At 71.4% G+C, this 22,581-nt stretch carries 19 protein-coding genes; 3 read left to right on the top strand and 16 right to left on the bottom strand.

The annotated features are described in order from the left end of the window. Positions 1 to 141: 141 nt before the first annotated feature. The 7 genes from topA to bldG all read right to left on the bottom strand — a co-directional run bounded on the left by topA (position 142) and on the right by bldG (position 9,906). On the bottom strand, positions 142 to 2,970 hold the full coding sequence (gene topA / locus ACFZDK_RS14145) for a type I DNA topoisomerase (RefSeq protein WP_390972345.1): 2,829 nt from the start codon (positions 2,968 to 2,970) through the stop codon (positions 142 to 144). Between the two features lie 255 nt (positions 2,971 to 3,225). Beyond that, positions 3,226 to 3,423 carry a hypothetical protein gene (locus ACFZDK_RS14140; protein ID WP_390972344.1) on the bottom strand — a complete coding sequence of 66 codons (198 nt, stop codon included), beginning with the start codon at positions 3,421 to 3,423 and terminating at the stop codon, positions 3,226 to 3,228. A 250-nt stretch (positions 3,424 to 3,673) separates the two neighbouring features. Further along, positions 3,674 to 5,203: a methyltransferase gene (locus tag ACFZDK_RS14135; protein ID WP_390972343.1), complete on the bottom strand. Its 1,530-nt coding sequence runs from the start codon at positions 5,201 to 5,203 to the stop codon at positions 3,674 to 3,676. Positions 5,204 to 5,256: 53 nt separating this feature from the next. Further along, positions 5,257 to 5,871: a small secreted protein gene (locus ACFZDK_RS14130; protein WP_390972341.1), complete on the bottom strand. Its 615-nt coding sequence runs from the start codon at positions 5,869 to 5,871 to the stop codon at positions 5,257 to 5,259. 270 nt (positions 5,872 to 6,141) lie between these two features. Further along, positions 6,142 to 8,547, bottom strand: a complete 2,406-nt coding sequence (locus ACFZDK_RS14125) for a sodium-translocating pyrophosphatase (RefSeq protein WP_390972340.1) — start codon at positions 8,545 to 8,547, stop codon at positions 6,142 to 6,144. A gap of 356 nt (positions 8,548 to 8,903) precedes the next feature. Beyond that, a complete protein-coding gene (locus tag ACFZDK_RS14120) occupies positions 8,904 to 9,338 on the bottom strand; it encodes an ATP-binding protein (protein WP_390972339.1) in 435 nt (144 codons plus the stop codon). A 226-nt stretch (positions 9,339 to 9,564) separates the two neighbouring features. Further along, the gene (gene bldG / locus ACFZDK_RS14115; RefSeq protein ID WP_010986038.1) at positions 9,565 to 9,906 is read right to left on the bottom strand and encodes an anti-sigma factor antagonist BldG; all 342 of its coding nucleotides are present in this window, start codon (positions 9,904 to 9,906) and stop codon (positions 9,565 to 9,567) included. Between the two features lie 82 nt (positions 9,907 to 9,988). Here bldG and ACFZDK_RS14110 point away from each other — a divergent pair, with 82 nt between their 5' ends. Next, entirely contained in the window at positions 9,989 to 12,439 is a 2,451-nt protein-coding gene (locus tag ACFZDK_RS14110; protein ID WP_390972337.1) for a DEAD/DEAH box helicase, read from the top strand. A gap of 61 nt (positions 12,440 to 12,500) precedes the next feature. Here the strand turns inward: ACFZDK_RS14110 and ACFZDK_RS14105 are convergent, their stop codons facing one another. The 7 genes from ACFZDK_RS14105 to ssd form a co-directional block, all read right to left on the bottom strand. Next, the gene (locus tag ACFZDK_RS14105; protein WP_390972335.1) at positions 12,501 to 12,881 is read right to left on the bottom strand and encodes an Rv3654c family TadE-like protein; all 381 of its coding nucleotides are present in this window, start codon (positions 12,879 to 12,881) and stop codon (positions 12,501 to 12,503) included. Then, positions 12,878 to 13,192, bottom strand: coding sequence for a TadE family type IV pilus minor pilin (locus ACFZDK_RS14100; protein WP_390972334.1), 315 nt, complete (start codon positions 13,190 to 13,192; stop codon positions 12,878 to 12,880). The genes ACFZDK_RS14105 and ACFZDK_RS14100 overlap by 4 nt, the downstream gene beginning before the upstream one ends. A gap of 28 nt (positions 13,193 to 13,220) precedes the next feature. Then, positions 13,221 to 13,409 carry a DUF4244 domain-containing protein gene (locus ACFZDK_RS14095; RefSeq protein ID WP_390972333.1) on the bottom strand — a complete coding sequence of 63 codons (189 nt, stop codon included), beginning with the start codon at positions 13,407 to 13,409 and terminating at the stop codon, positions 13,221 to 13,223. Positions 13,410 to 13,468: 59 nt separating this feature from the next. Next, entirely contained in the window at positions 13,469 to 14,272 is an 804-nt protein-coding gene (locus ACFZDK_RS14090; RefSeq protein WP_390972331.1) for a type II secretion system F family protein, read from the bottom strand. Next, entirely contained in the window at positions 14,269 to 15,135 is an 867-nt protein-coding gene (locus ACFZDK_RS14085; RefSeq protein ID WP_390972329.1) for a type II secretion system F family protein, read from the bottom strand. Before ACFZDK_RS14085 ends, ACFZDK_RS14090 begins: the two co-directional genes overlap by 4 nt. 90 nt (positions 15,136 to 15,225) lie before the next feature. After that, entirely contained in the window at positions 15,226 to 16,407 is a 1,182-nt protein-coding gene (locus ACFZDK_RS14080) for a TadA family conjugal transfer-associated ATPase (protein WP_390972327.1), read from the bottom strand. Next, positions 16,404 to 17,501 carry a septum site-determining protein Ssd gene (ssd, locus tag ACFZDK_RS14075; protein ID WP_390972326.1) on the bottom strand — a complete coding sequence of 366 codons (1,098 nt, stop codon included), beginning with the start codon at positions 17,499 to 17,501 and terminating at the stop codon, positions 16,404 to 16,406. Before ssd ends, ACFZDK_RS14080 begins: the two co-directional genes overlap by 4 nt. 583 nt (positions 17,502 to 18,084) lie before the next feature. Between ssd and ACFZDK_RS14070 the strand changes: the two genes are divergently transcribed. Next, the gene (locus tag ACFZDK_RS14070) at positions 18,085 to 18,909 is read left to right on the top strand and encodes an HAD-IB family hydrolase (protein WP_390972324.1); all 825 of its coding nucleotides are present in this window, start codon (positions 18,085 to 18,087) and stop codon (positions 18,907 to 18,909) included. A gap of 383 nt (positions 18,910 to 19,292) precedes the next feature. On the opposite strand, the gene ACFZDK_RS14065 is transcribed toward ACFZDK_RS14070, so the two are convergent. Continuing rightward, positions 19,293 to 20,117, bottom strand: a complete 825-nt coding sequence (locus tag ACFZDK_RS14065; protein WP_390972323.1) for an oxidoreductase — start codon at positions 20,115 to 20,117, stop codon at positions 19,293 to 19,295. A gap of 100 nt (positions 20,118 to 20,217) precedes the next feature. Between ACFZDK_RS14065 and ACFZDK_RS14060 the strand changes: the two genes are divergently transcribed. Further along, positions 20,218 to 21,198 carry an ATP-binding protein gene (locus ACFZDK_RS14060; protein ID WP_390972321.1) on the top strand — a complete coding sequence of 327 codons (981 nt, stop codon included), beginning with the start codon at positions 20,218 to 20,220 and terminating at the stop codon, positions 21,196 to 21,198. A gap of 22 nt (positions 21,199 to 21,220) precedes the next feature. Here the strand turns inward: ACFZDK_RS14060 and ACFZDK_RS14055 are convergent, their stop codons facing one another. Further along, complete coding sequence (locus ACFZDK_RS14055) at positions 21,221 to 22,486, bottom strand: hypothetical protein (protein ID WP_390972320.1); 1,266 nt, start codon at positions 22,484 to 22,486, stop codon at positions 21,221 to 21,223. Positions 22,487 to 22,581: the final 95 nt, after the last annotated feature.

Genomic DNA, 22,581 nt, shown 5'->3' with positions numbered 1-22,581 from the left:
GCCGCCGACAGCCCGCCGCGAGCGTCCACAGGTACACACACCCCGACACCAAGTTGATGCCGGGGCGTGCGCAATGCGAAGCCGATGTGAGGACCTGAGGGTGGCTCAGGCGCCCTGGAGCGGGCGGCCCGGAGCGGCGGCTCAGTCCTCCGCGGTCGTCTGGGAAGCCGCCGTCTTCTTCGCGGCCGTCTTCTTCGCGGCCGTCGTCGTCTTCTTGGCGACGGTCTTCTTGGCCGCGGTCTTCTTCGCCGGTGCGGCCTTCTTGGCGGTCGCCGTCTTCTTGGCGGGCGCCTTCTTCGCCGTCTTCTTGGCGGGGCCCTTCGCCCGCTTCTCGGCAAGCAGCTCGTAGCCGCGCTCGGGAGTGATCGTCTCGACGCTGTCGCCGGAGCGCAGGGTCGCGTTGGTCTCCCCGTCGGTGACGTACGCCCCGAAGCGGCCGTCCTTCACCACGACCGGCTTCTCGCTGACCGGGTCGGTGCCCAGCTCCTTCAGCGGCGGCTTGGCGGCGGCCCGGCCCCGCTGCTTGGGCTGCGCGTAGATCGCCAGCGCCTCTTCGAGGGTGATCGTGAAGAGCTGGTCCTCGGAGGTGAGCGAACGCGAGTCCGTGCCCTTCTTCAGGTACGGCCCGTAGCGCCCGTTCTGCGCGGTGATCTCCTGCCCCTCGGCATCGGCGCCGACGACGCGCGGCAGCGACATCAGCTGGAGCGCGTCCGCCAGGGTGACGGTGTCCAGGGACATGGACTTGAAGAGCGAGGCCGTGCGCGGCTTGACCGCGTTCTTGCCGGTCTTCGGGGTGCCCTCGGGGAGCACCTCGGTGACGTACGGGCCGTAGCGGCCGTCCCGGGCGATGATCTGGTGGCCCGTCGCGGGGTCGGCGCCCAGCTCGAAGTCGCCGCTCGGCTTGGCGAGCAGCTCCTCCGCGAGCTCGACGGACAGCTCGTCGGGTGCCAGGTCCTCCGGCACGTCCGCGCGCTGGTGGCCCTCGGAGTCCTTCTCGCCGCGCTCGACGTACGGCCCGTAGCGGCCGACGCGGAGCACGATGTCGTTGCCCACCGGGAACGACGACACCTCGCGGGCGTCGATCGCGCCCAGGTCGGTCACCAGTTCCTTGAGGCCGCCGAGGTGGTCCCCGTCGCCGTTGCCGGCGTCGGCCGCGCCACCGGTGCCCTCGCTGCCTTCACCGAAGTAGAAGCGCTTCAGCCACGGCACGGCCTTGGCCTGGCCGGCGGCGATGCGGTCGAGGTCGTCCTCCATGCGGGCGGTGAAGTCGTAGTCGACCAGCCGGCCGAAGTGCTTCTCCAGGAGGTTGACCACGGCGAAGGACAGGAAGGAGGGCACCAGGGCCGTCCCCTTCTTGAACACGTAGCCGCGGTCGAGGATCGTGCCGATGATCGACGCGTATGTCGACGGGCGGCCGATCTCGCGCTCTTCCAGCTCCTTGACCAGCGAGGCCTCGGTGTAGCGGGCCGGCGGCTTGGTGGAGTGGCCGTCGACCGTGATCTCCTCGGCGGACAGCGCGTCGCCCTCGGCGACCTGGGGCAGCCGGCGCTCGCGGTCGTCCAGCTCGGCGTTCGGGTCGTCGGCGCCCTCGACGTAGGCCTTGAGGAAGCCGTGGAAGGTGATCGTCTTGCCGGAGGCGCTGAACTCGACGTCCCGGCCGTCGGCGGCGGTGCCGGCGATCTTCACGGTGACGCTGTTGCCGGTCGCGTCCTTCATCTGGGAGGCGACGGTCCGCTTCCAGATCAGCTCGTAGAGCTTGAACTGGTCGCCGGTCAGCCCGGTCTCCGCCGGGGTGCGGAAACGATCACCCGACGGGCGGATCGCCTCGTGCGCCTCCTGGGCGTTCTTGACCTTCGCGGCGTACGTACGCGGCTGGGGCGGCAGGTAGTCGGCGCCGTACAGCTGCGTGACCTGGGCGCGGGCGGCCGCGATCGCGGTGTCGCTCAGCGTCGTGGAGTCCGTACGCATGTAGGTGATGTAGCCGTTCTCGTACAGCTTCTGGGCCACCTGCATGGTGGCCTTCGCGCCGAAGCCGAGCTTGCGGCTCGCCTCCTGCTGCAGCGTCGTCGTACGGAACGGGGCGTACGGCGAGCGGCGGTACGGCTTGGACTCGACCGAGCGGACAGCGAACCGCGTGTTCTCCAGGGCGGCGGCCAGGGCGCGGGCGTTCGCCTCGTCGAGGTGGAGGGTGTTCGCGCTCTTGAGCTGCCCCAGGGAGTCGAAGTCACGCCCCTGGGCGACGCGCCTGCCGTCGACGGCCTGCAGCCGGGCGACCAGGGACGACGGGTCCGACGAGTCGCCCGCGCGGCCGGTCGCGAAGGTGCCGGTCAGGTCCCAGTAGTCGGCGGTGCGGAACGCGATGCGCTCGCGTTCCCGCTCGACCACGAGCCGGGTCGCGACGGACTGGACACGGCCGGCCGACAGGCGCGGCATGACCTTCTTCCACAGGACCGGCGAGACCTCGTAGCCGTAGAGGCGGTCGAGGATGCGGCGGGTCTCCTGGGCGTCGACGAGCTTCTGGTTGAGCTGGCGCGGGTTGGCGACGGCGGCCTGGATCGCGGACTTGGTGATCTCGTGGAAGACCATCCGCTTGACCGGGACCTTGGGCTTGAGCACCTCCTGGAGGTGCCAGGCGATGGCCTCGCCCTCGCGGTCCTCATCGGTGGCGAGGTAGAGCTCGTCGGAGTCCTTCAGCAGGTCCTTGAGCTTCTTGACCTGGGCCCGCTTGTCCGCGTTGACCACATAGATCGGTTCGAAGTCGTGCTCGACGTCCACGCCGAGGCGCCGGACCTCGCCGGTGTACTTCTCGGGCACCTCCGCGGCGCCGTTGGGAAGGTCGCGGATGTGCCCGACGCTCGCTTCGACGACGTATCCGGGGCCCAGATAGCCCTTGATCGTCTTCGCCTTGGCAGGCGACTCGACGATGACGAGTCGGCGGCCGCCCTGTGCGGTCTCGCTGGTCGGGGACAACTTCGCTCTTCTCTCCGGTCGACGCTGGGGCCTCCCCAGGCCTTGCTCCCGGGGTCGTGGCACGGGCAGGGATGCCCGCTCACTTGGTGACGCTGCGGAGTGTGACGGTACATCCCGCCCCCGTGTCAAACGGGAAAAGCTCACAACGGCCACTCGAACGGTAACCCGACTCCCGCCATTCCTGCCGCCCGGAGTCCCCGGTCACTCTTCCGGCCCTGCCCGGAGCGTGATGCTCCGATTACCGGAACCGCACCCTCACAGGCGGGTCAGGCAGTACGCCCCAAGGCCCAGCGAGATCACCGCGGCAAGGCTCGTGAGGGTCGCCGATGCGATCTGACTCACACCCTGGGCGACGGGTTCGCCACGCCGGACCCGAATGCCGGTCCACACCAGCAGTGCAGCTCCGAACAGGGCGAACACCGCCCCCGCGAAGATCGCCGGTCCGTTCTCCATGGGCCGTGCGCCCCTTCCCTGCCGTCCGTGACTGCCCAGCGCCGGGAGACTGGCACGCACGGGCGGCGGCAGGACGGCGGGCGGGCGAACTCGAGGTGAACGAGCCACCCCAAGATGCTCGAACATTCGATCGACGGACTACGGGGCGAACCTCCCGGCCACATTTTTCCGGCCTTTTTCTTCTTCCGGCGTGTCCCACGGGCCCCCGGACCCTTCCCGGCCCCCTCCTGAACCCCTCCCGGACGCCCCGTCAGCCCGCCGGCTCCAGGAACCCCTGTTCCACCAGCAGCCGGATCTGCGCGGGCGTGCGGTCGCGCAGCGACACCGGGTCCTCGCCCATCAGCTGGGCGATGGCGTCGAGAATCCGCCCCGCGCTCAGCGAGCCGTCGCACACCCCGGCGAACCCGGCGCCCACCGTGTCCACCTTGGTCGCGCGGCGCATCCCGCGGTGCTGACGCAGCACCACGTGCTCCGGGTCCTCGGCGCCAGGCAGTCCGACCTGCTCCTGGACCACCTCGACGGCGAGCCGGAAGTGTCCTTCGAGGAGATCCGCGTCGTCGTGGTCACGGAGGTAGTCGAGCCGGTCGAAGTGCGCGCGGATCGTCTCACCGAGCGGCTGTTCGATCGGATGCGGCCACTCCTCGGCGGTGACCGACGGCACGGCGGCTCCCGTCTTGCGCAGCGTGATCCAGCCGAACCCCACCCCCTTCACCTTGCGCGCCTCGAACTCGTCGAGCCACGCGTCGTACCGCGCCTGGTACTCGGCCGGGTCCCCGCGGTGGTCGCCGGAGTCCCTGAGCCACAGCTCGGCGTACTGGTTGACGTCCTGCACCTCGCGCTGCACGATCCACGCGTCGCAGCCGCGCGGCACCCACGACCTGACGCTGTCCTGCCAGTCCTCCCCCGCGACGTGCTGCCAGTTGGCGAGGAACTGCGCGAACCCGCCCTCGTTCAGCCGTTCCCCGGCCTGTTGAACGAGCGAGCGGCACAGATCGTCCCCGCTCATCCCGCCGTCCCGGTAGGTGAGTCGGGCACCGGGAGAGATCACGAACGGCGGGTTGGAGACGATCAGGTCGTACGTCTCCCCGTCCTTCACCGGCTCGAAGAGCGAGCCCTCGCGCAGGTCGGCGGCCGGGGCTCCGGAGAGCGCCAGCGTGAGCGCCGTGATGTGCAGCGCGCGCGGGTTGAGATCGGTCGCCGTCACGCGTGTGGCGTGCTGGGCGGCGTGCAGCGCCTGGATCCCGGAGCCGGTGCCGAGGTCGAGGGCGGCCGAAACAGGCGTGCGGACGGTGATGCCGGCGAGCGTGGTGGACGCGCCGCCGACCCCGAGCACGACACCCTCGTGGCGCTGCCCGATGCCCCCGGCGCCGCCCACGGCGCATCCGAGGTCGGACACGATGAACCAGTCCTCGCCGTCGGGCCCGCCGTACGGCCGTACGTCCACGGTGGCCGCGACCTCGTCGCCGCCGACGCGGGTCAGCCAGCCGCTGTCCACCAGGTCGGCCACGGGCAGCACGTCGGCCACGCGCGCGTGCGGCACGGGCTGCTGCAGCAGGAAGAGCCGGACGAGCGTCTCCAGCGGTGTGTCCCCGCGGGTCGCCCGGAGCGCGGGCACCGTCTCGCTGCGGGCCAGCGCCGCGTACGCGGGGGCGCCGAGCAGTTCGAGCAGCCCGTCGGCGGTGAAGGAGGCGCCCAGCAGGGCGGTGCGCAGCCGGGCGGCGACGTCGGGGCGGTCGGAGGCGGGCAAGATGGCGAGGCCGGAGTCAGTCACGCCCTCCATTGTGGCCCGCGGCCGCCTTCGGACGCGGGCTCGGCCCACCGCCGCCGGGGCCGTCAGCTCGTGGTCGAGGAGGCCGACGCCGTCGCGGAGACCTTCTTGCAGCTGGCCTGCTCGGCGATCGCGTCCTTGACCTCGCCCTGCTCCAGGGCCTGCAGCGCCGCGGTGCCGCTCTTGTTCTGCGTCTCCAGGTCCGCCATCTGGGAGGCGACGTCGTGCAGACCGGTGGCGAACTTCGCCTGGTCCTTGGTGTCCAGCGCGTCGACCTTCTTCTTCAGGCCGGCGTAGGACGCGGAGAGGCTGTTGAGGTTCTTGACGACGTCCTGCTGGCGCTTGGCGCCGTCGTCGACCCCGGGGGGCGCGCCGGCGCCGTTGATGGCGGTGGCGAGCGCCTTGTAGCCGTCGGACATGTCCTGGAAGGCCTGGGAGTCGGTCTTCTGGATGGTCGCGGGCGAACTCGTGGTGTCCGAGGCCGTCTGCGCGATCGCCTCGTTGGCCGACTTGATCTTCGCGTCCTGCGCCGGCACCGCGTCGCACACGGTCTTGGCCCAGGCGATCAGCTTGGGGTCGGTGCCCTTGTTTTCGCTGCACCCGGACAGCGCCACTATCAGTACCGCACCGCCGGACAGTGCGGCCGCGAGCTTCTTGTTCACCGGATCGGTCCCTTCCATGGCTCTCGGCACCCGGAATCTACACGGCGGACGGACAGGACCCTCATGGAGAGCACCCGAAAAGTATGCTTTCAGGTCGATTCGCACCGGAGAGAGAAGGCTCACGACGAGACGACGCGCACACCCGGAGCGGGAGTGCACGACGGCGTACGAGATCCAGGTGAGCTCCCCGGAGCGCGAAACGGGCGGACGGCGTGTCAACACACGCCGTCCGCCCGCTCGTTGACCGGTCCCTCTCGCGAGAGCCCCGGGTGGGCGCCGTAAGACCGCCTACGAAACCACCGCGGGATCGGCCGACTTGGCCACGCGTTCGGCACTCTCGTCGTCGTCGACGGCGATGCCGCGCCGCTTGGATACGTACACCGCGCCGACGATCACGATCAGCGCGAGGACCGCGATCGTGATCCGGACACCGATGCTCTTGTCACTGCCGTACGAGAACTTGATCACGGCGGGTGCGATGAGCAGCGACACCAGGTTCATGACCTTGAGCAGCGGGTTGATCGCGGGACCCGCGGTGTCCTTGAAGGGGTCGCCGACCGTGTCGCCGATGACCGTGGCCGCGTGGGCCTCGCTGCCCTTGCCGCCGTGGTGGCCGTCCTCGACGAGCTTCTTGGCGTTGTCCCAGGCGCCACCGGAGTTGGCGAGGAACACCGCCATCAGGGTGCCCGCGCCGATCGCGCCCGCGAGATACGAGCCGAGCGCGCCGACGCCGAGCGTGAACCCGACGAAGATGGGCGCCATCACGGCGAGCAGTCCCGGCGTGGCCAGCTCGCGCAGGGCGTCCTTGGTGCAGATGTCGACGACCTTGCCGTACTCGGGCTGCTCCGTGTAGTCCATGATCCCGGGGTGCTCGCGGAACTGCCGCCGCACCTCGTAGACCACCGAACCCGCCGAACGCGACACGGCGTTGATGGCGAGTCCGGAGAAGAGGAAGACGACCGCCGCGCCGGCGATGAGCCCGACGAGGTTGTTCGGCTGCGAGATGTCCATCGACAGGGTCAACGGCGCACCCGTACCGGTCAGCTTCACGCCCACGTCGTGCACGTTCGTGGTGATCGCGTCCCGGTACGACCCGAAGAGCGCCGACGCCGCGAGGACGGCGGTGGCGATCGCGATGCCCTTGGTGATGGCCTTGGTGGTGTTGCCGACGGCGTCCAGGTTGGTGAGCACCTGTGCGCCCGCGCCCTGGACGTCGCCGGACATCTCGGCGATGCCCTGGGCGTTGTCGGAGACCGGACCGAAGGTGTCCATCGCGACGATCACACCGACCGTGGTGAGCAGGCCGGTGCCGGCCAGCGCCACCGCGAACAGCGCCAGCATGATCGACGTGCCGCCCAGCAGGAACGCCCCGTAGACGCTCAGGCCGATCAACAGGGCGGTGTAGACGGCCGATTCGAGGCCGAGCGAGATGCCGGCGAGGACCACGGTGGCCGGGCCGGTCAGCGAGGTCTTGCCGATGTCCATGACCGGACGCCGGTTGGTCTCGGTGAAGTAGCCGGTCAGCTGCTGGATGACGGCCGCCAGCAGGATGCCGATGGCGACCGCGACGAGCGCGAGGATCCGCGGGTCGCCGTCCTTGCTCCGGATGGCCGCGTCGGTGATGCCGTCGAGGTCGGCGTACTTCCCGGGCAGGTAGACGAAGACCGCGATCGCGACCAGCACCAGCGAGATCACCGCGGAGATGAAGAAGCCGCGGTTGATGGCGGTCATGCCGCTGCGGTCGCTGCGGCGCGGGGCGACCGCGAAGATGCCGATCATCGCGGTGATCACGCCGATCGCCGGGACAAGCAGCGGGAAGGCGAGTCCGGAGTCGCCGAAGGCCACCTTGCCGAGGATCAGCGCGGCGACCAGGGTCACGGCGTACGACTCGAAGAGGTCGGCCGCCATGCCCGCGCAGTCGCCGACGTTGTCGCCCACGTTGTCGGCGATGGTCGCGGCATTGCGCGGGTCGTCCTCCGGAATGCCCTGCTCGACCTTGCCGACCAGGTCGGCGCCGACGTCGGCGGCCTTGGTGAAGATGCCGCCGCCGACACGCATGAACATCGCGATGAGGGCGGCCCCGAGACCGAAGCCTTCGAGCACCTTCGGCGCGTCGGCCGCGTACACCAGCACCACACAGGAGGCGCCGAGCAGGCCGAGCCCCACCGTGAACATGCCGACGACGCCGCCCGTACGGAAAGCGATCTTCATCGCTTTGTGCGAGACGGCGGTGAGATCCTTTTCCGGTTCGCCTTCCGCCGGAGTGGCTTCGCGAGCCGCCGCGGCGACCCGCACATTGCTGCGTACGGCGAGCCACATGCCGATATAACCGGTGGTCGCCGAGAAGGCCGCGCCGATCAGGAAGAAGATCGATCGGCCGGCGCGCTGATTCCAGTCGTCCGCGGGCAGCATCAGGAGCAGGAAGAACACCACGACGGCGAATGCGCCGAGAGTGCGCAACTGCCGGCCCAGATAGGCGTTCGCGCCTTCCTGGACCGCCGCCGCGATCTTCTTCATGCTGTCGGTGCCCTCGCCCGCCGCGAGCACCTGGCGCACCAGGATCCAGGCGACCACGAGCGCGGCCAGCGCCACGACGGCGATCACCGCCACCAGGACCCGGTTGCCGTCGGTCAGGACCGCGGCCGCGAGAGTTGTGGGGTGGCCCAACTGTTGAGGGGTAGAAAGCCCCGCCATTCGTCCTCCTTGACGCTTGGGCTGAGCTCAAGATAGTGGACGGATTCTAGGTACCCCGGAGTGATCTCAACAGGGGACGGTAAACGGAATTGGCCTTCTCGTGCTCTTCAGCAAATGATCGGGGCCATGCCACCGAACCCGAAAGTGGTAACGCCCCAAAAGCATTGACGATCACCATTGGCGCAATCGACGCTTGATCAAATTATCGGGCGATCGACCGGGGCCATTGATCGTGAATTCTTTCACGAATTCGGCGACCGGATGACATCCGGCGGAAAATAACAAGAAGGGCCCTGCTCAGCAGGGCCCTTCTGTCTTGATCAGGTGTCTGGATCGGAGTCTTGATCCAGCGACGCTCAGGCGAGCGTGACCCCTTGCGGGGTGGTCGGCCAGGTCATGCGGATCAACCCGCCGTGCTCCCCGGCGGTGACCTCCACGTCGTCGACGAGGCCGCTGATGACCGCGAGGCCCATCTCGTCCTCCTCGGCCTCCACGTCCGCGTCCGCCGCGCCGCCGGGTGCCCGGTCGCCCGGAGCGAAGCGGGGTGCTTCGTCGCCGACCTCGATGGAGAACTGTTTCTCCTCCTCGATCAGCGCCACCCGCACCGGCTCGGTGATGCCGGCGCTCTGGTGCAGACCCACGGCACGGGAGCAGGCCTCGCCGACGGCCAGCCGGACCTCGTCCAGGACGGCCTCGTCCACCCCGGCCCTGCGAGCCACCGCCGCCGCCACCAGTCGGGCGGTGCGGACGTGCTCGGGCAGCGCGCTGAAGCGGAGTTCAACGGTGGCCATACGTCCCCCTCGGAACTACGGGCGTGCGATGGGGGGCCGGGCCGCCGAAGAACCCGGACCCCCGATGAATTGCGTCCGCCACGGGCACTGCGTCCCGTGGACGGCTGCCGGCACGGGCACGCGGGCCCGAGCGGGCGGGGGCGGCACGGGCGTACGGGCCCGTGCCGAGAGCCGGCCGGACGGCGCGGACCGATCGGCGGTCCGGGTGACGTCGGCCGGCCCCGGGTCAGTCGGTGGCCGCCACCGCTTCCTCGACCGAGGTGTGGATCGGGAACACCTTGGTGAGGCCGGTGATACGGAAGATCTTCAGAATGCGCTCCTGGTTGCACACCAGGCGCAGCGAACCCTCATGGGCACGCACCCGCTTCAGGCCGCCGACCAGCACGCCGAGCCCGGTGGAGTCGAGGAAGTCCACGCCCTCCATGTCGACGACGAGGTGGAAATTCCCGTCGTTCACCAGCTCCACCAGCTGTTCGCGCAACTTGGGCGCGGTATATACGTCGATTTCGCCACCGACCTCGACGACCGTACGATCGCCGACTGTACGGGTCGACAGGGACAGGTCCACGGATCCTCCAGCACCTTGCTATCGAGCGGTCGCCCCTCGGGACACCTCGGCTTGCGGCCCCCGGGGCGATTCGCCAGCCGCGATGGCATTCAATCACTTACCGGCAGGCGTGCACGACGCCTTGGCCCCATTGTCCGTCACTCCAGTGACACACTCGGTCCCGATGGCCATAAATCACCGATCCGATCGACCCTCGGTTCCGGCCGCGTCCGGGTTCTCTCCGGGCACGGTCCTGGACCGGCTCGCCTCCGGGCCGAGCCGGGCTTCGCGCATCACTCATACGGAGCACTTGCCCCCGCGCGCGGGTCGGCATGCCGTCTGGCCTGACCGGATTCGTTCGGAGGTCGTGGCGGCCGTGCAGGACTGCGGGATCGACCACCCCTGGGAACACCAGGCGCTGGCCGCCGAGCACGCCCTGGACGGCGACTCGGTGGTGGTCGCCACCGGCACCGCCTCCGGCAAGTCCCTGGCCTATCTGGTACCGGTCCTCTCCACCCTCCTGGACGGCTCCGAGGCCGCCAACGGCCGTGGCGCCACCGCCCTCTACCTGGCGCCCACCAAGGCCCTCGCGGCCGACCAGTGCCGTTCCGTGAAGGAACTTTCACAACCGCTGGGCCACGCGGTGCGTCCCGCGGTCTACGACGGCGACACCCCGTACGAGGAACGGGAGTGGATCCGCCAGTACGCCAACTACGTGCTCACCAACCCGGACATGCTGCACCGCGGGATCCTCCCCGGGCACCCGCGCTGGTCCTCCTTCCTGAAGTCGCTGAAGTACGTCGTCGTCGACGAATGCCACACCTACCGGGGCGTCTTCGGCTCGCACGTCGCCCAGGTGCTGCGCCGGCTGCGCCGCCTGTGCGCCCGCTACGGCGCCTCCCCGGTCTTCCTGCTGGCCTCCGCGACCGCCGCCGAGCCGGCCGTCGCCGCCCGCCGCCTCACCGGCCTGCCGGTCGTGGAGATCGCCGACGACGCCTCCCCGCGCGGCGAACTGGTCTTCGCCCTCTGGGAGCCGCCGCTGACCGAGCTGCACGGCGAGAAGGGCGCCCCGGTCCGCCGTACCGCCACCGCCGAGACCGCCGACCTGCTCACCGACCTCGCCGTGCAGGGGGTGCGCTCGGTCGCCTTCGTGCGCTCCCGGCGCGGCGCGGAGCTGATCTCCGTCATCACCCAGGAACGGCTGGCCGAGGTCGACCGTTCGCTCGCCCGGCGTGTCGCGGCCTACCGCGGGGGCTACCTCCCCGAGGAGCGGCGCGCCCTGGAGCAGGCGCTGCACTCCGGGGAACTCCTCGGACTTGCCGCCACGACGGCCCTGGAGCTGGGTGTGGACGTCTCCGGGCTGGACGCCGTACTGATCGCCGGGTACCCGGGTACGAGGGCCTCTGTGTGGCAGCAGGCGGGTCGCGCGGGCCGCTCCGGCCAGGGTGCCCTCGCCGTGCTGGTCGCCCGGGACGACCCGCTGGACACCTTCCTCGTCCATCATCCCGAGGCCCTGTTCGACCAACCGGTGGAATCGACCGTCCTCGACCCCGACAACCCGTACGTCCTCGCCCCGCACCTGTGCGCCGCGGCGGCCGAGATCCCGCTCACCGACGACGACCTGGACCTCTTCGGCCCCGCCTGCGCGGAGCTGCTGCCGCAGCTGGAGGCCGCGAAGCTGCTGCGCCGCCGCACCAAGGCCTGGCACTGGACCCGGCGGGAGCGGGCCGCCGAGCTGACCGACATCCGCGGCGAGGGCGGCCGTCCGGTCCAGGTCGTCGAGGCGGGCACCGGGCGCCTGCTCGGCACGGTGGACGCGAGCGCCGCCCACTCCACCGTCCACGAGGGCGCGGTCCACCTCCACCAGGGCCGCACCTACCTCGTACGCTCCCTCGACCTGGAGGACTCGGTCGCCCTGGTCGAACAGGCCGATCCGCCGTACTCCACGGTCGCCCGCGACACGACCGCGATCTCCGTCCTGGAGACCGACACCGAGATCCCCTGGGGCGACGGACGCCTCTGCTACGGCTCCGTCGAGGTCACCAACCAGGTGGTCTCCTTCCTCCGCCGCCGGCTCATCACCGGCGAGGTCCTCGGCGAGTCGAAACTCGACCTCCCTCCGCGTACGTTGCGCACCCGCGCGGTGTGGTGGACGGTCACCGAGGACCAGCTCGACGAGGCCCGGATCAACCCGGAGATCCTCGGCGGCGCCCTTCACGCCGCCGAACACGCCTCCATCGGCCTGCTCCCGCTCTTCGCGACCTGCGACCGCTGGGACATCGGCGGTGTCTCCGTCCCGCTGCACCCCGACACGCTCCTGCCGACCGTCTTCGTCTACGACGGCCACCCGGGCGGCGCGGGCTTCGCGGAGCGCGCCTTCCACACGGCCCGCACCTGGCTCACCGCGACGCGTGAGGCGATCGCCGCGTGCGAGTGCGAGGCCGGGTGCCCGTCGTGCATCCAGTCGCCCAAGTGCGGCAACGGGAACGAGCCCTTGCACAAGCGGGGGGCCGTGCGGTTGCTCACGGTGCTGTTGAAGGGGGCGCCGGGGTAGCTGGGTGCATCAGCGCGGGTGCGTGGGGGCTGGTCGCGCCCACGCGGCGGAGCCGCACATGTCACAGCCCCGCGCCCCTGCGGGGCGCGTTGCAGGCGTCGTTCGTCGAGAGGGTCGCCGGGCCTGCTCTGGCCCGGACCTCTGCCGTGAACAGCCCTTCTCCCGAGGCCACCGTCACATCCGAGACATCCCCGACGAGCACGCACCGCGTCAACCGGGTGCCCTGCGCCCGGGCCACGCCGTCGGCCTTGGAGCAGGCCGTTTCCTGACCGACGGCCCAGTGGTCCGCCGCCGCGAGCGCGGCCATGTCGGCGCCACCGGCCGCGCGATGCCGGACCGCGACGGCCTGCGCGAGCCCGAGCACGACCCCGAACACCACGCAGAGAACGGCGATGGCCCCGACGCTCCAGACAGTGGCGGAGCCTTGATCACGCCCCCTCACGGCCCCTCCACCAACGTCACCGCCGACTCCCTGACCTCGAACGGCAACGCGCCCAGCACCGGTGGCCTCGCCACCACCGTCACCCGCACCACGTCACCCTCCCGGCCCACCGTCACCGTCGCCCCCTCCGGCGCCGCCTCCTTCGTCACCGCGATCACCGCGTCCCCGGCGTCCTGCCGCGCGGCGGCCCGCGCCCCGGTGCGGGCGGCGTCCACGCAGCGGATCTGGGCGGCCATCACCAGCAGCCCCCACACCAGCGCCATCGTGAACGCCACCAGCACCGGCAGCACCACGGCCGCCTCCGCCGTCACGAACCCACGGTCCGCCCCGCGCCCCCGCTCACATCCGCGCACTGAGGGCTCGTTTCACGATGTCCTGCAGCTCCGCACTGACCTGACCGCTGGTCACGACCGCGTAGAGGACCGCCGCGAACCCGACCGCGGCGATGATCCCCATCGCGTACTCGGACGTGACCATGCCCGCGTCCCTGCACAGCAGCTTCCGCATCTTCTCGACCTTCTGGTACATCTCTGCTCCTTCGACTCCGTCGACATCAGTTCCTGTTGACGACTCCGCTGTCGCCCCTGTCATCCACCGCCCCCTCGCATCACCCCGCCGGCCAGCCCGATCACCACGGGCAGCACGCCCACCGCGATGAAGGCGGGGAGGGAGCACAGCCCGACCGGCGCGGAGATCAGCACCGCCGCTCTGCGCGCCCGCGCGGTCGCGTTCCGGGTCCACTCCGCGCGGGCGTCCGAGGCGAGCCGGGCGACCGGGGCGGCGGCCGGGAGCCCGGACTCGTCGGCGCGCTCCAGCAGCCGGGCCAGGGCCGCGGCGCCGGGAAGCGCCGCCAACCGCCGCCAGGCATCGGCCGGTTCGCCGCCCAGCCGTACCTCGGCCGCGCCCCGCGCGAGCCCCGCCCCGACCGGTCCGCCCAGGGCTTCTCCGACGGCCTGGGCTGCGACCACCGGACCGGCCCCGGCCGCGATGCAGGCCGCCAGGAGGTCGGAGGCGAGCGGGAGTTGGCGTGCCGCCTCGGCCGCCTCCGCCTGCGCCGCCCGGGCCCCGTCACCCTCCCTGCTCCGCCACTGCCACAGCCCCACCGCGACCGCCAGCCCCAGCAGCACTCCGAAGGCCCCGCCGACCAGCACCCAGCCGCCGCACACCGCCCCGACGCCCGGCAGCCACCTGCGGACAGCGCCCCGGACGTCGGACCGCCGTACCGCCATGCCCTCGGACCGCCTCACGGCCAGGTCCAGGGCCAGCAGTTCGGCCACCCTGCGCCGGGCGCGGCGCCCGCGCCGCGCCCTCTCCAGCCGCCACGCCGACCAGCCCAGCGCCGGCAGCACCGCGATTGTCACCCCCAGCCTGTGGACAACCTCCGCGCTCACGCCGCCTCAGCTCCCCGCACGATCCGGGCCGCCCACCACATCCCGGCGCCCTCGAACACCGCGCCCACGGCCAGGCAGCCCAGCCCGGCCCCGGTGTGCAGCAGCACCCGCAGCGGGTCGGCGCCCATGGCCGAGCCGAGCAGCAGACCGAGGACGGGCAGCGCGGCGAGCAGCACCGCGGTGGCCCGGGCGCCCGACAACTGGGCGCGCAGATCGGCGCGTTGGTCCCGCTCGGCACGGAGCGCCGCGTCCAGGCGGTCCAGGCCGGCGGCCAGCCCCGCGCCCTGGTCGACGGCCACCCGCCAGCAGGCCGCGAGCCCCAGCAGGCCGTCGGCGCCCGGCTGCCGTGCCGCCGCCGCGAGCGCGCCCGGCACGTCCCCGCCGAAGCGGGCCGCCGCGACCACGGCCGCCCGGGCCTCGCCGAGCCCGCCGGAGTCCCGCGCGGCCCGCAGCAGCGCCTCACCCGGCTGCCGTCCCGCGCGCACCTCACCGGCGAGCGCCCCGCAGAGCGCGATCACCGCGTCGGCGCGCGCCTCCCGGTCCCGCCGCTCCTGACGGGCCAGCCGCGCCCGGCGCAGCACCGGCACCCCGGCCGCCCCCGCGAGCAGCGGGATCGCCGAGGCGGCGAGGAGGGCGAGTGCGGCGCCGACGGCCAGGGCCCACCACTCGCCCCGCCAACGGCCGCGCAGCCGCCGCAGCTCCCCGACCGTCTGCTGCCAGGAGGGCGGTCCGGTGGCCACCACCCCACCCCCCGCGAGCAGCAGCCGGGCCCGCCGCACCTCGCGCTGCCGCTCGGCCAGCAGCCACGCCATGACCCCACCGCACACCACGGCCGCACCGATCGTCGTCTCGATCTCACCCATCACATACGCCCCTTCCAACTCACTGATCACTCGCACCACTTCAGGACAGATCACTCGGCCACTTCGGACTCGCCGGTAGATCAGACGGCCTCACAGATCCCCCACGTCACCTCGCAGCAGCTCCCGCAGCCGCTCCCACCCCCGCTCCCGCGCGAACGCCTCCGCGCCCCAGCGCAGCGCGGGTACCGTCCGCACCAGCCCCGAGGGATCCCGTTCCAGCACATGCACCTCGGCGATCCGCCGTCGGCCCGCGCGGTCGCGCACGAGGTGCAGCACCACCGAAAGCGCGGCCGCCAACTGGCTGTGCAGCGCGGCACGGTCGAGTCCGGCGGCGGTGCCGAGGGCCTCCAGGCGGGCCGGTACGTCCGCGGCCGCGTTGGCGTGGACCGTGCCGCAGCCGCCCTCGTGGCCGGTGTTGAGGGCGGCGAGCAGATGGACGACCTCGGGTCCGCGCACCTCGCCGACGACCAGCCGGTCGGGGCGCATCCGCAGCGCCTGCCGGACCAGGTCCTCCAGGGTGACCAGGCCGGCGCCCTCCTGGTTGGCGGGTCTGGTCTCCAGCCGTACGACATGCGGGTGTTCAGGCCTGAGCTCCGCCGAGTCCTCGGCCAGCACGATCCGCTCCCCCGGTCCGACCAGGCCGAGCAGGGCGCTCAGCAGGGTCGTCTTGCCGGTGCCGGTGCCGCCGCTGACCAGGAAGGAGAGTCTGGCGGCCAGCAGGGCCCGCAGGATCCGGTCGCCGCCGGGCGGTACGGTCCCGGCCGCCACGAGTTCATCGAGCGTGAAGGCCCGGGGCCGTGCCACCCGCAGGGACAGACAGGTGCAGCCGACCGCCACCGGGGGCAGGACCGCGTGCAGCCGGGTGCCGTCGGGCAGCCGGGCGTCCGCCCAGGGCCGCGCGTCGTCCAGGCGCCGGCCGGCCACCGCGGCCAGCCGCTGCGCGAGGCGTCGTACCGCCGCCGCGTCCGGGAAGGCGACCCGCGTCAGTTCCAGGCCGCCGCCGCGGTCCACCCAGACCCGGTCCGGGGCGGTGACCAGCACGTCGGTGACCATGGGGTCGGTGAGCAGGGGCTCCAGCGGGCCGCTGCCGACCAGTTCGGAGCGCAACCGCTCGGCCGCGCCGAGGACTTCGGCGTCGCCGAGCACCCGGCCCTGTTCGCGCAGCGCCTGCGCCACGCGCGCGGGCGTCGGTTCGGCGCCGCTCTCGGCGAGCCAGCGCCGTACCCCCTCGAGCAGGGCCGGGCCGTCGGCGCCCGCCGTACCGGGCCTCATACGCCGCCTGCCTCGACCAGCGTCCGCTCCCAGAAGTCCTTGCAGAAGCGGGCCAGCGGTCCGCGTGCGGCGGAGCCGGGTGGTTTGCGGTGCGGGCGGGACAGGCCCGGTTCGACGGGCACCTCGCCGGCCAGGGGAAGGCCGAGCAGCCGGGCCACCTCGCGGTCGTCCAGTCCGGGCGCGTACGGCCCCCGTACCGCCACCCGCAGATCGCGGACGACCATGCCGACGGTGGCCGCCACCCGGCCGGCGGCCGCGATCGCGCGGAGTTCGGCGGGGACCACCAGGACGGCGAGGTCGAGCTGGGTGAGGATCTCGGCGACCTCGTCGTCCAGGCGGCGCGGCAGGTCGACGACGACCGTGCCGCCGCGCCGGCGGGCGGCCGCGAGCACCGCGCGGACGGCGGGCGGCGGGATCGCCACGCTGTCGCCGCGGTCCCAGCTGAGGATCCGCAGCGAGTGCAGTTCGGGCAGCGACTCCTCCAGGGCTCCGCTGCCGAGCCGGCCGCGCGAGGCGGCGAAGGCGGGCCAGCGCAGTCCCTCGGCGGTCTCGCAGCCGAGGAGTACGTCGAGTCCGCCACCCAGCGGATCCGCGTCCACGAGCAGGGTGCGCAGTCCCTCCCGCGCGGAGGTGACGGCGAGCGCGCAGGCCAGCGTGGAGGCGCCGGCCCCGCCCCGGCCGCCGATGACCCCGACGGTGAGCGCCGGGCGGCCCACGCCCTCGACGACGTCGGCGATCCGGTCCACGAGCCACTGTTCGCCGTCGGGCAGCATCAGGACGTGGTCCGCGCCGATCTCCACGGCCCGTTTCCAGACGTCGGGGTCGTCCTGGTCCTGGCCGACGAGCACCACCCCGCGTCGGCGCGCGGCCCCGCGGACCCGCCGCGCGGCGTCGTCGCCGACCAGGACGAGCGGGGCGGACTCCCAGCCGCCGCCGCGTTCCGGTACCCCGTGGTGGACCTCGGGTCGGGCGCCGGCCGCCGCGCACAGGCGCAACAGGTCGTCGAGGAGTTCGGCGTCCTCGGTGACGATCATCGGGCGTCCGGGCCGTCCTGATGGGGCGGACGGCGGTTCGTGGGTGACAGTTCCGGCCACGTGAGCTTCCCCCTTGGCTGCGTTCTCGCGCGCGGCCCCTGCGGCCCCGCGATTCCCAAACGTGTGAAGAACCGGCAAGCGGCCTCCATATGCACGGCCGACAGAAACCGGCCATTGGCGCCCGGCAATCGGAACCGGCCATGAACTCGCCGCCGCCGGAGCGCGCAGGAATCACGGTGCAGCGAACCCGGAAAACGTGTGGATCTTGGTCCAAAACTGTGGACAACTCGATGGTTGTGAATATCGCTGTCACCCATACCGGTGAGGCCCGTTCCAGGGTCTGTGCGACTTCCACAGCGCAGCGCCACGGCTACCCAGCGTGACGGATCATGGGTATGCGAGAGGGACGGCCGAAGCCGCCCGACCGGGGCCCGACGGCCCGCGAGAGGGGAGGAAAACCCACCCGGACATGCGACGACCCCCACCGGGGGGGAGAGTGGGGGTCGTCTTCACGGCCGACTCGGGGGGGGAGGAGCCGGGCCGCGTTAGCACGGTCGCGAACGATCCGTGACTTCCATGGTGTACCCGAGAGCCCTCTCAGGCAAACCCACGCGCCCCACCTTACGCCGAATGGTGGGCGCCTATGCTCGGGGTCGTGGAAAACCACTCCTTGCCCCGCACAGCAGCCTTCTTTGACCTGGACAAGACGGTCATTGCGAAGTCGAGCACGCTCACGTTCAGCAAGTCGTTCTACCAAGGCGGTCTGATCAACCGCAGGGCGGCGCTGCGCAACGCGTACTCCCAGTTCGTGTTCCTGGTCGGCGGTATGGACCACGACCAGATGGAGCGCACGCGCGCGTACCTTTCCTCCCTCGTCCGTGGCTGGAATGTCCAGCAGGTTAAGGAGATCGTCGCCGAGACCCTGCACGACCTGATCGACCCGATCATCTACGACGAGGCCGCCTCCCTCATCGAGGAGCACCACAAGGCCGGCCGGGACGTCGTCATCGTGTCCACCTCGGGCGCCGAGGTGGTCGAGCCGATCGGTGAACTCCTGGGCGCCGACCGGGTGGTGGCCACCCGCATGGTCGTCGGCGACGACGGCTGCTACACGGGCGAGGTGGAGTACTACGCGTACGGCCCGACGAAGGCCGAGGCCGTACGCGAGCTGGCCGCCTCCGAGGGGTACGACCTCGACCGCTGCCACGCCTACAGCGACTCGGCGACGGACCTGCCGATGCTCCAGGCCGTCGGGCATCCGCACGCCGTGAACCCGGACCGGACGCTGCGCCGCGAGGCCCTCGCGCGCGGCTGGCCGATTCTGGACTTCAACCGTCCGGTACGGCTCAAGCAGCGGATCTCCGCGCCCCCGCGTCCGGCCCTGGTCGCCGCGGCCGCCATAGGGGCGGCGGCCGCCACCGCGGGCCTGGTCTGGTACGCGAGCCGGCGCCGGAACTCGGTCGCCTGAACCGGCCGTCCGGCACCCCCTGTGACCCGTTCGGCCTAACGGCGCCCTTTTAGTGCGTCTTTGAACCTAAAAGTAAAGAACTGCAGGCAGGGGTTCCGCTTGCCCGGGGCTTGCAGTACAAAGGGGTTAGCGGCCCGCGAGACCTAAGGACATCCGAGAGGATCACCTTTAAAACGCATTCGGCCCCACGGACCCAGCATGAACACCGAGCACCCACGCGACGTCGACCCGTCGATTACGGGCCAGCCGCACCAGGTGACGGGCAAAGCACCCGACCTGATGGGCAACATATCGAGGACGCTTGGTAACCCGGTGAACATGCCAGCGGCGGTACGACTTCTCGTACCGCCGCAACCCTTTTCCGAAGTCTTCCCGCGCCGGTTTCAGGCCGCTCCGCGCTGCAGCGCCTCGCACACCGCCGTCGACTCGCGCACACCCAGCTCGACCGCCCGGCCGCAGTGCGCGATCCAGGCCGCCATGCCCTCCGGAGTGCCGGAGACATAACCGTCGAGAGCCGCCAGGTAGGAGGCGCGGCCCAGCTCGGCGTGGCCGACCTCGGCGGGGCAGATCGCCTTGGGGTCGAGACCGCTGCCGATCAGCACGATCCGCTCGGCAGCCCGCGCGACCGGTCCGTTGTACGAGGTGAAGGGGCGCAGCGCGAGCAGCTCGCCGTGCACCACGGCGGCCGTCACCAGCGCGGGAGCCTGCGTCCCCGCGATGATCAGCTCGGCGAGCCCTTCGAGGCGGCCCGACACCTCGGCCGCGTCCGGCAGCGGCAGCTCGATCAGCGGCTCGTCGACGCTCTCGCCGGCCTGCCGCGGGCGGCCGACCTCGTCGCCGTCGGTCGCGGCCGCCACCAGGTGCAGCCGAGCCAGGACCCGCAGCGGCGACTGCCGCCAGACGGAGAGCAGTTGACCCGCCTCCGCGGTGAGCCGCAGGGCCGCGCCGACCACGCGCGCGTCGTCGTCGACGCCGAAGTCGGAACGCCGGCGGACCTCCTCCAGCGCCCAGTCGGCACCGGAGAGCGCCGCACTGCCCCGGGCGCCGCGCAACGCGGCCTCGGAGGTGACGGCGTTGCTGCGGCGGCGCATGACCCGGTGGCCGTAGACCCGGTCCACGGCCTTGCGCACGGACTCCACGGACTCGGCCACCGAGGGCAGCGAGCCCAGCGCCGCGAGCGGATCGGCGGTCGCACCTGTCGTACTCATGAGTACGACCCTACGCACCCCACCCTCCCCCTCCACGAAGGAGTGGTCTTCCTCACTCCATCTGACACATACAGCTATCACGCGACTACCCTTCGTGAACATGAAAATTGCTTTCGTCGGAAAGGGCGGCAGCGGCAAGACCACGCTCTCCTCCCTGTTCATCCGCCATCTCGCGGCCGGTGGGGCGCCGGTCGTCGCCGTCGACGCCGACATCAACCAGCACCTGGGCCCCGCGCTCGGCCTCGACGAGGCGGAGTCGGCGGCACTGCCCGCGATGGGCGAGCGGCTCTCCCTCATCAAGGACTACCTGCGGGGCCACAACCCGCGGATCGCCTCCGCCGCGACGATGATCAAGACCACCCCGCCCGGCGAGGGCTCGCGGCTGGTCCGGGTGCGGGAGCCCAACGCGGTGTACGACGCCTGCGCGCGGCCGGTGGAACTCGACGGCGGCGCCGTCCGTTTGATGGTCACCGGGCCCTTCACGGAGGCCGACCTGGGGGTTTCCTGCTACCACTCCAAGACAGGAGCGGTGGAGCTGTTCCTGAACCACCTCGTCGACGGCCCCGACGAGTACGTCGTGGTCGACATGACGGCGGGTTCGGACTCCTTCGCCTCCGGCATGTTCACCCGCTTCGACATCACGTTCCTCGTCGCCGAGCCGACCCGGAAGGGGGTCTCCGTCTACCGCCAGTACAAGGAGTACGCCCGGGACTTCGGCGTCGTGCTGAAGGTGGTCGGCAACAAGGTGCAGGGGCAGGACGACATCGACTTCCTGCGCGCCGAGGTCGGGGACGACCTGCTGGTGACGGTCGGGCACTCGGACTGGGTGCGCGCCATGGAGAAGGGCCGCCCGCCCCGGTTCGAGCTCCTGGAGGACGACAACGCCCGCGCCCTGCGTACCCTCAAGATCGCCACCGACGCGACACACGAGCTGCGGGACTGGGAGCGCTACACCCGGCAGATGGTCCACTTCCATCTGAAGAACGCCCTGTCCTGGGGGAACGAGCGCACCGGGGCCGACCTGGCGGCACAGATCGACCCCGGTTTCGTGCTCGGCGAGGGGGTGGCGGCGCCCGCCTGACGAAGGCGCCGCCCCGGTTCCGCTACTGCTTGACCGCCGGCGCCCCGGGCACCCCCTTCGGGGCCGGGGCGGGGCGGCCGGACAGGAAGGACGCCCAGCCCGGCCGCGGGGCCTCGCCCACGTTCAGGGTGCGCAGCTTCGCCAGGACCTTCGGGTCCTGGGCATCCAGCCAGTCGGCCAGCTGATGGAAGGAGACACAGCGCACCTCGGGCTTGTTGCACACGTCCTGGACGACCTCGTCGATGGCGCGCATGTACGTGCCGCCGTTCCAGGACTCGAAGTGGTTGCCGATGACCATCGGCGCCCGGTTGCCGTTGTAGGCCCGGTTGAAGCCCTGGAGCAGCCCGTCCCGCATCTGGTCGCCCCAGTAGTCGTACATGTCGGGGTCGCCCTGGGTCGAGGCGCCGGACTGGTTGACCATGAAGTTGTAGTCCATGGTCAACTGCTCGTAGGAGTGGCCGGGGAAGGGGACGAGCTGCATCGACAGGTCCCACAGCCCTTCCCTCTTCTTGGGCCAGACCTGGTCGTTGACACCGCTGGTGTCGTAGCGGAAGCCCAACTGGCTCGCCGCCTTCACGAAGTTCTTCTGACCTTCCAGGCAGGGGGTGCGGGCGCCGATGAGCTCCTTGTCGTAGTCGAAGGGCAGCGGGGCGGCGTTCTTCATCCCGGTGTTGGTCTTCCAGGTCTCCACGAACCGCTTTGCCTGGGCGATCTCGCTCTTCCACTCGGCCACCGACCACTCGCCGACACCCCCGTCGGGGCCGCAGAAGTGCCCGTTGAAGTGGGTGCCGATCTCGTTGCCCTCCAGCCAGGCCAGCCGTACCTGCTTGGCCGTGTCGGCGATGCCCTGCTGGTCGTTGAAGCCGATCGCGGAGCTGCCGGGCGAGTGCTGCGGGGGCCGGTAGAGGTCACGTTTCTCCTCGGGCAGCATGTAGACGCCGCTGAGGAAGTACGTCATGGCCGCGTTGTTCTCCTTGGAGACCTTGCGGAAGTGCGAGAACAGCTTCTGGCTGTCCTCGCCCGCGCCGTCCCAGGAGAAGACCACGAACTGCGGAGGCTTCTCACCGGGCTTGAGCCGCTCGGGCTGGGGCTGATGCGGCTGCGCCCCGGTGTAGGCGGTGGAACCGTCGCCGATCAGACGGACCACGCTCTGGGGCGCCGGCGCTCCTTTCTGCGGCCCGGACGCCCCTTCCTCGGAGTTGGTGTCGCTCGCGCAACCGGCCAGCGACGCGGCACAGACCGCGGCGGCGGCCACGGCGCCGACGGCCATCCTCTGGGTGGTGGCCAATCCCACTCACCTTCTTCCTTCTCTCGGCAAACGCCGGGTGCGGCGTTTTCTGGCGATGTGCCGGGTATGTGCCGACAGCGCCGCCAAGGTCGCAT

It is taken from the genome of Streptomyces sp. NPDC007901 (assembly GCF_042959465.1).
Lineage (GTDB): Bacteria > Actinomycetota > Actinomycetes > Streptomycetales > Streptomycetaceae > Streptomyces.
Note: the sequence above shows the minus strand (reverse complement) of the source record. Positions and strands in the feature narration are given on the sequence as shown.

Bases quoted from the DNA above. Each gene is read 5' to 3' on its own strand.
- ACFZDK_RS14140 (WP_390972344.1), bottom strand. From the start codon at position 3,423: ATGGAGAACGGACCGGCGATCTTCGCGGGGGCGGTGTTCGCCCTGTTC.
- ACFZDK_RS14135 (WP_390972343.1), bottom strand. From the start codon at position 5,203: ATGGAGGGCGTGACTGACTCCGGCCTCGCCATCTTGCCCGCCTCCGAC.
- ACFZDK_RS14130 (WP_390972341.1), bottom strand. From the start codon at position 5,871: ATGGAAGGGACCGATCCGGTGAACAAGAAGCTCGCGGCCGCACTGTCC.
- ACFZDK_RS14125 (WP_390972340.1), bottom strand. From the start codon at position 8,547: ATGGCGGGGCTTTCTACCCCTCAACAGTTGGGCCACCCCACAACTCTC.
- ACFZDK_RS14120 (WP_390972339.1), bottom strand. From the start codon at position 9,338: ATGGCCACCGTTGAACTCCGCTTCAGCGCGCTGCCCGAGCACGTCCGC.
- ACFZDK_RS14110 (WP_390972337.1), top strand. From the start codon at position 9,989: ATGGCATTCAATCACTTACCGGCAGGCGTGCACGACGCCTTGGCCCCA.
- ACFZDK_RS14095 (WP_390972333.1), bottom strand. From the start codon at position 13,409: ATGTACCAGAAGGTCGAGAAGATGCGGAAGCTGCTGTGCAGGGACGCG.
- ACFZDK_RS14085 (WP_390972329.1), bottom strand. From the start codon at position 15,135: ATGGGTGAGATCGAGACGACGATCGGTGCGGCCGTGGTGTGCGGTGGG.
- ACFZDK_RS14080 (WP_390972327.1), bottom strand. From the start codon at position 16,407: ATGAGGCCCGGTACGGCGGGCGCCGACGGCCCGGCCCTGCTCGAGGGG.
- ACFZDK_RS14070 (WP_390972324.1), top strand. From the start codon at position 18,085: ATGCTCGGGGTCGTGGAAAACCACTCCTTGCCCCGCACAGCAGCCTTC.
- ACFZDK_RS14065 (WP_390972323.1), bottom strand. From the start codon at position 20,117: ATGAGTACGACAGGTGCGACCGCCGATCCGCTCGCGGCGCTGGGCTCG.
- ACFZDK_RS14060 (WP_390972321.1), top strand. From the start codon at position 20,218: ATGAAAATTGCTTTCGTCGGAAAGGGCGGCAGCGGCAAGACCACGCTC.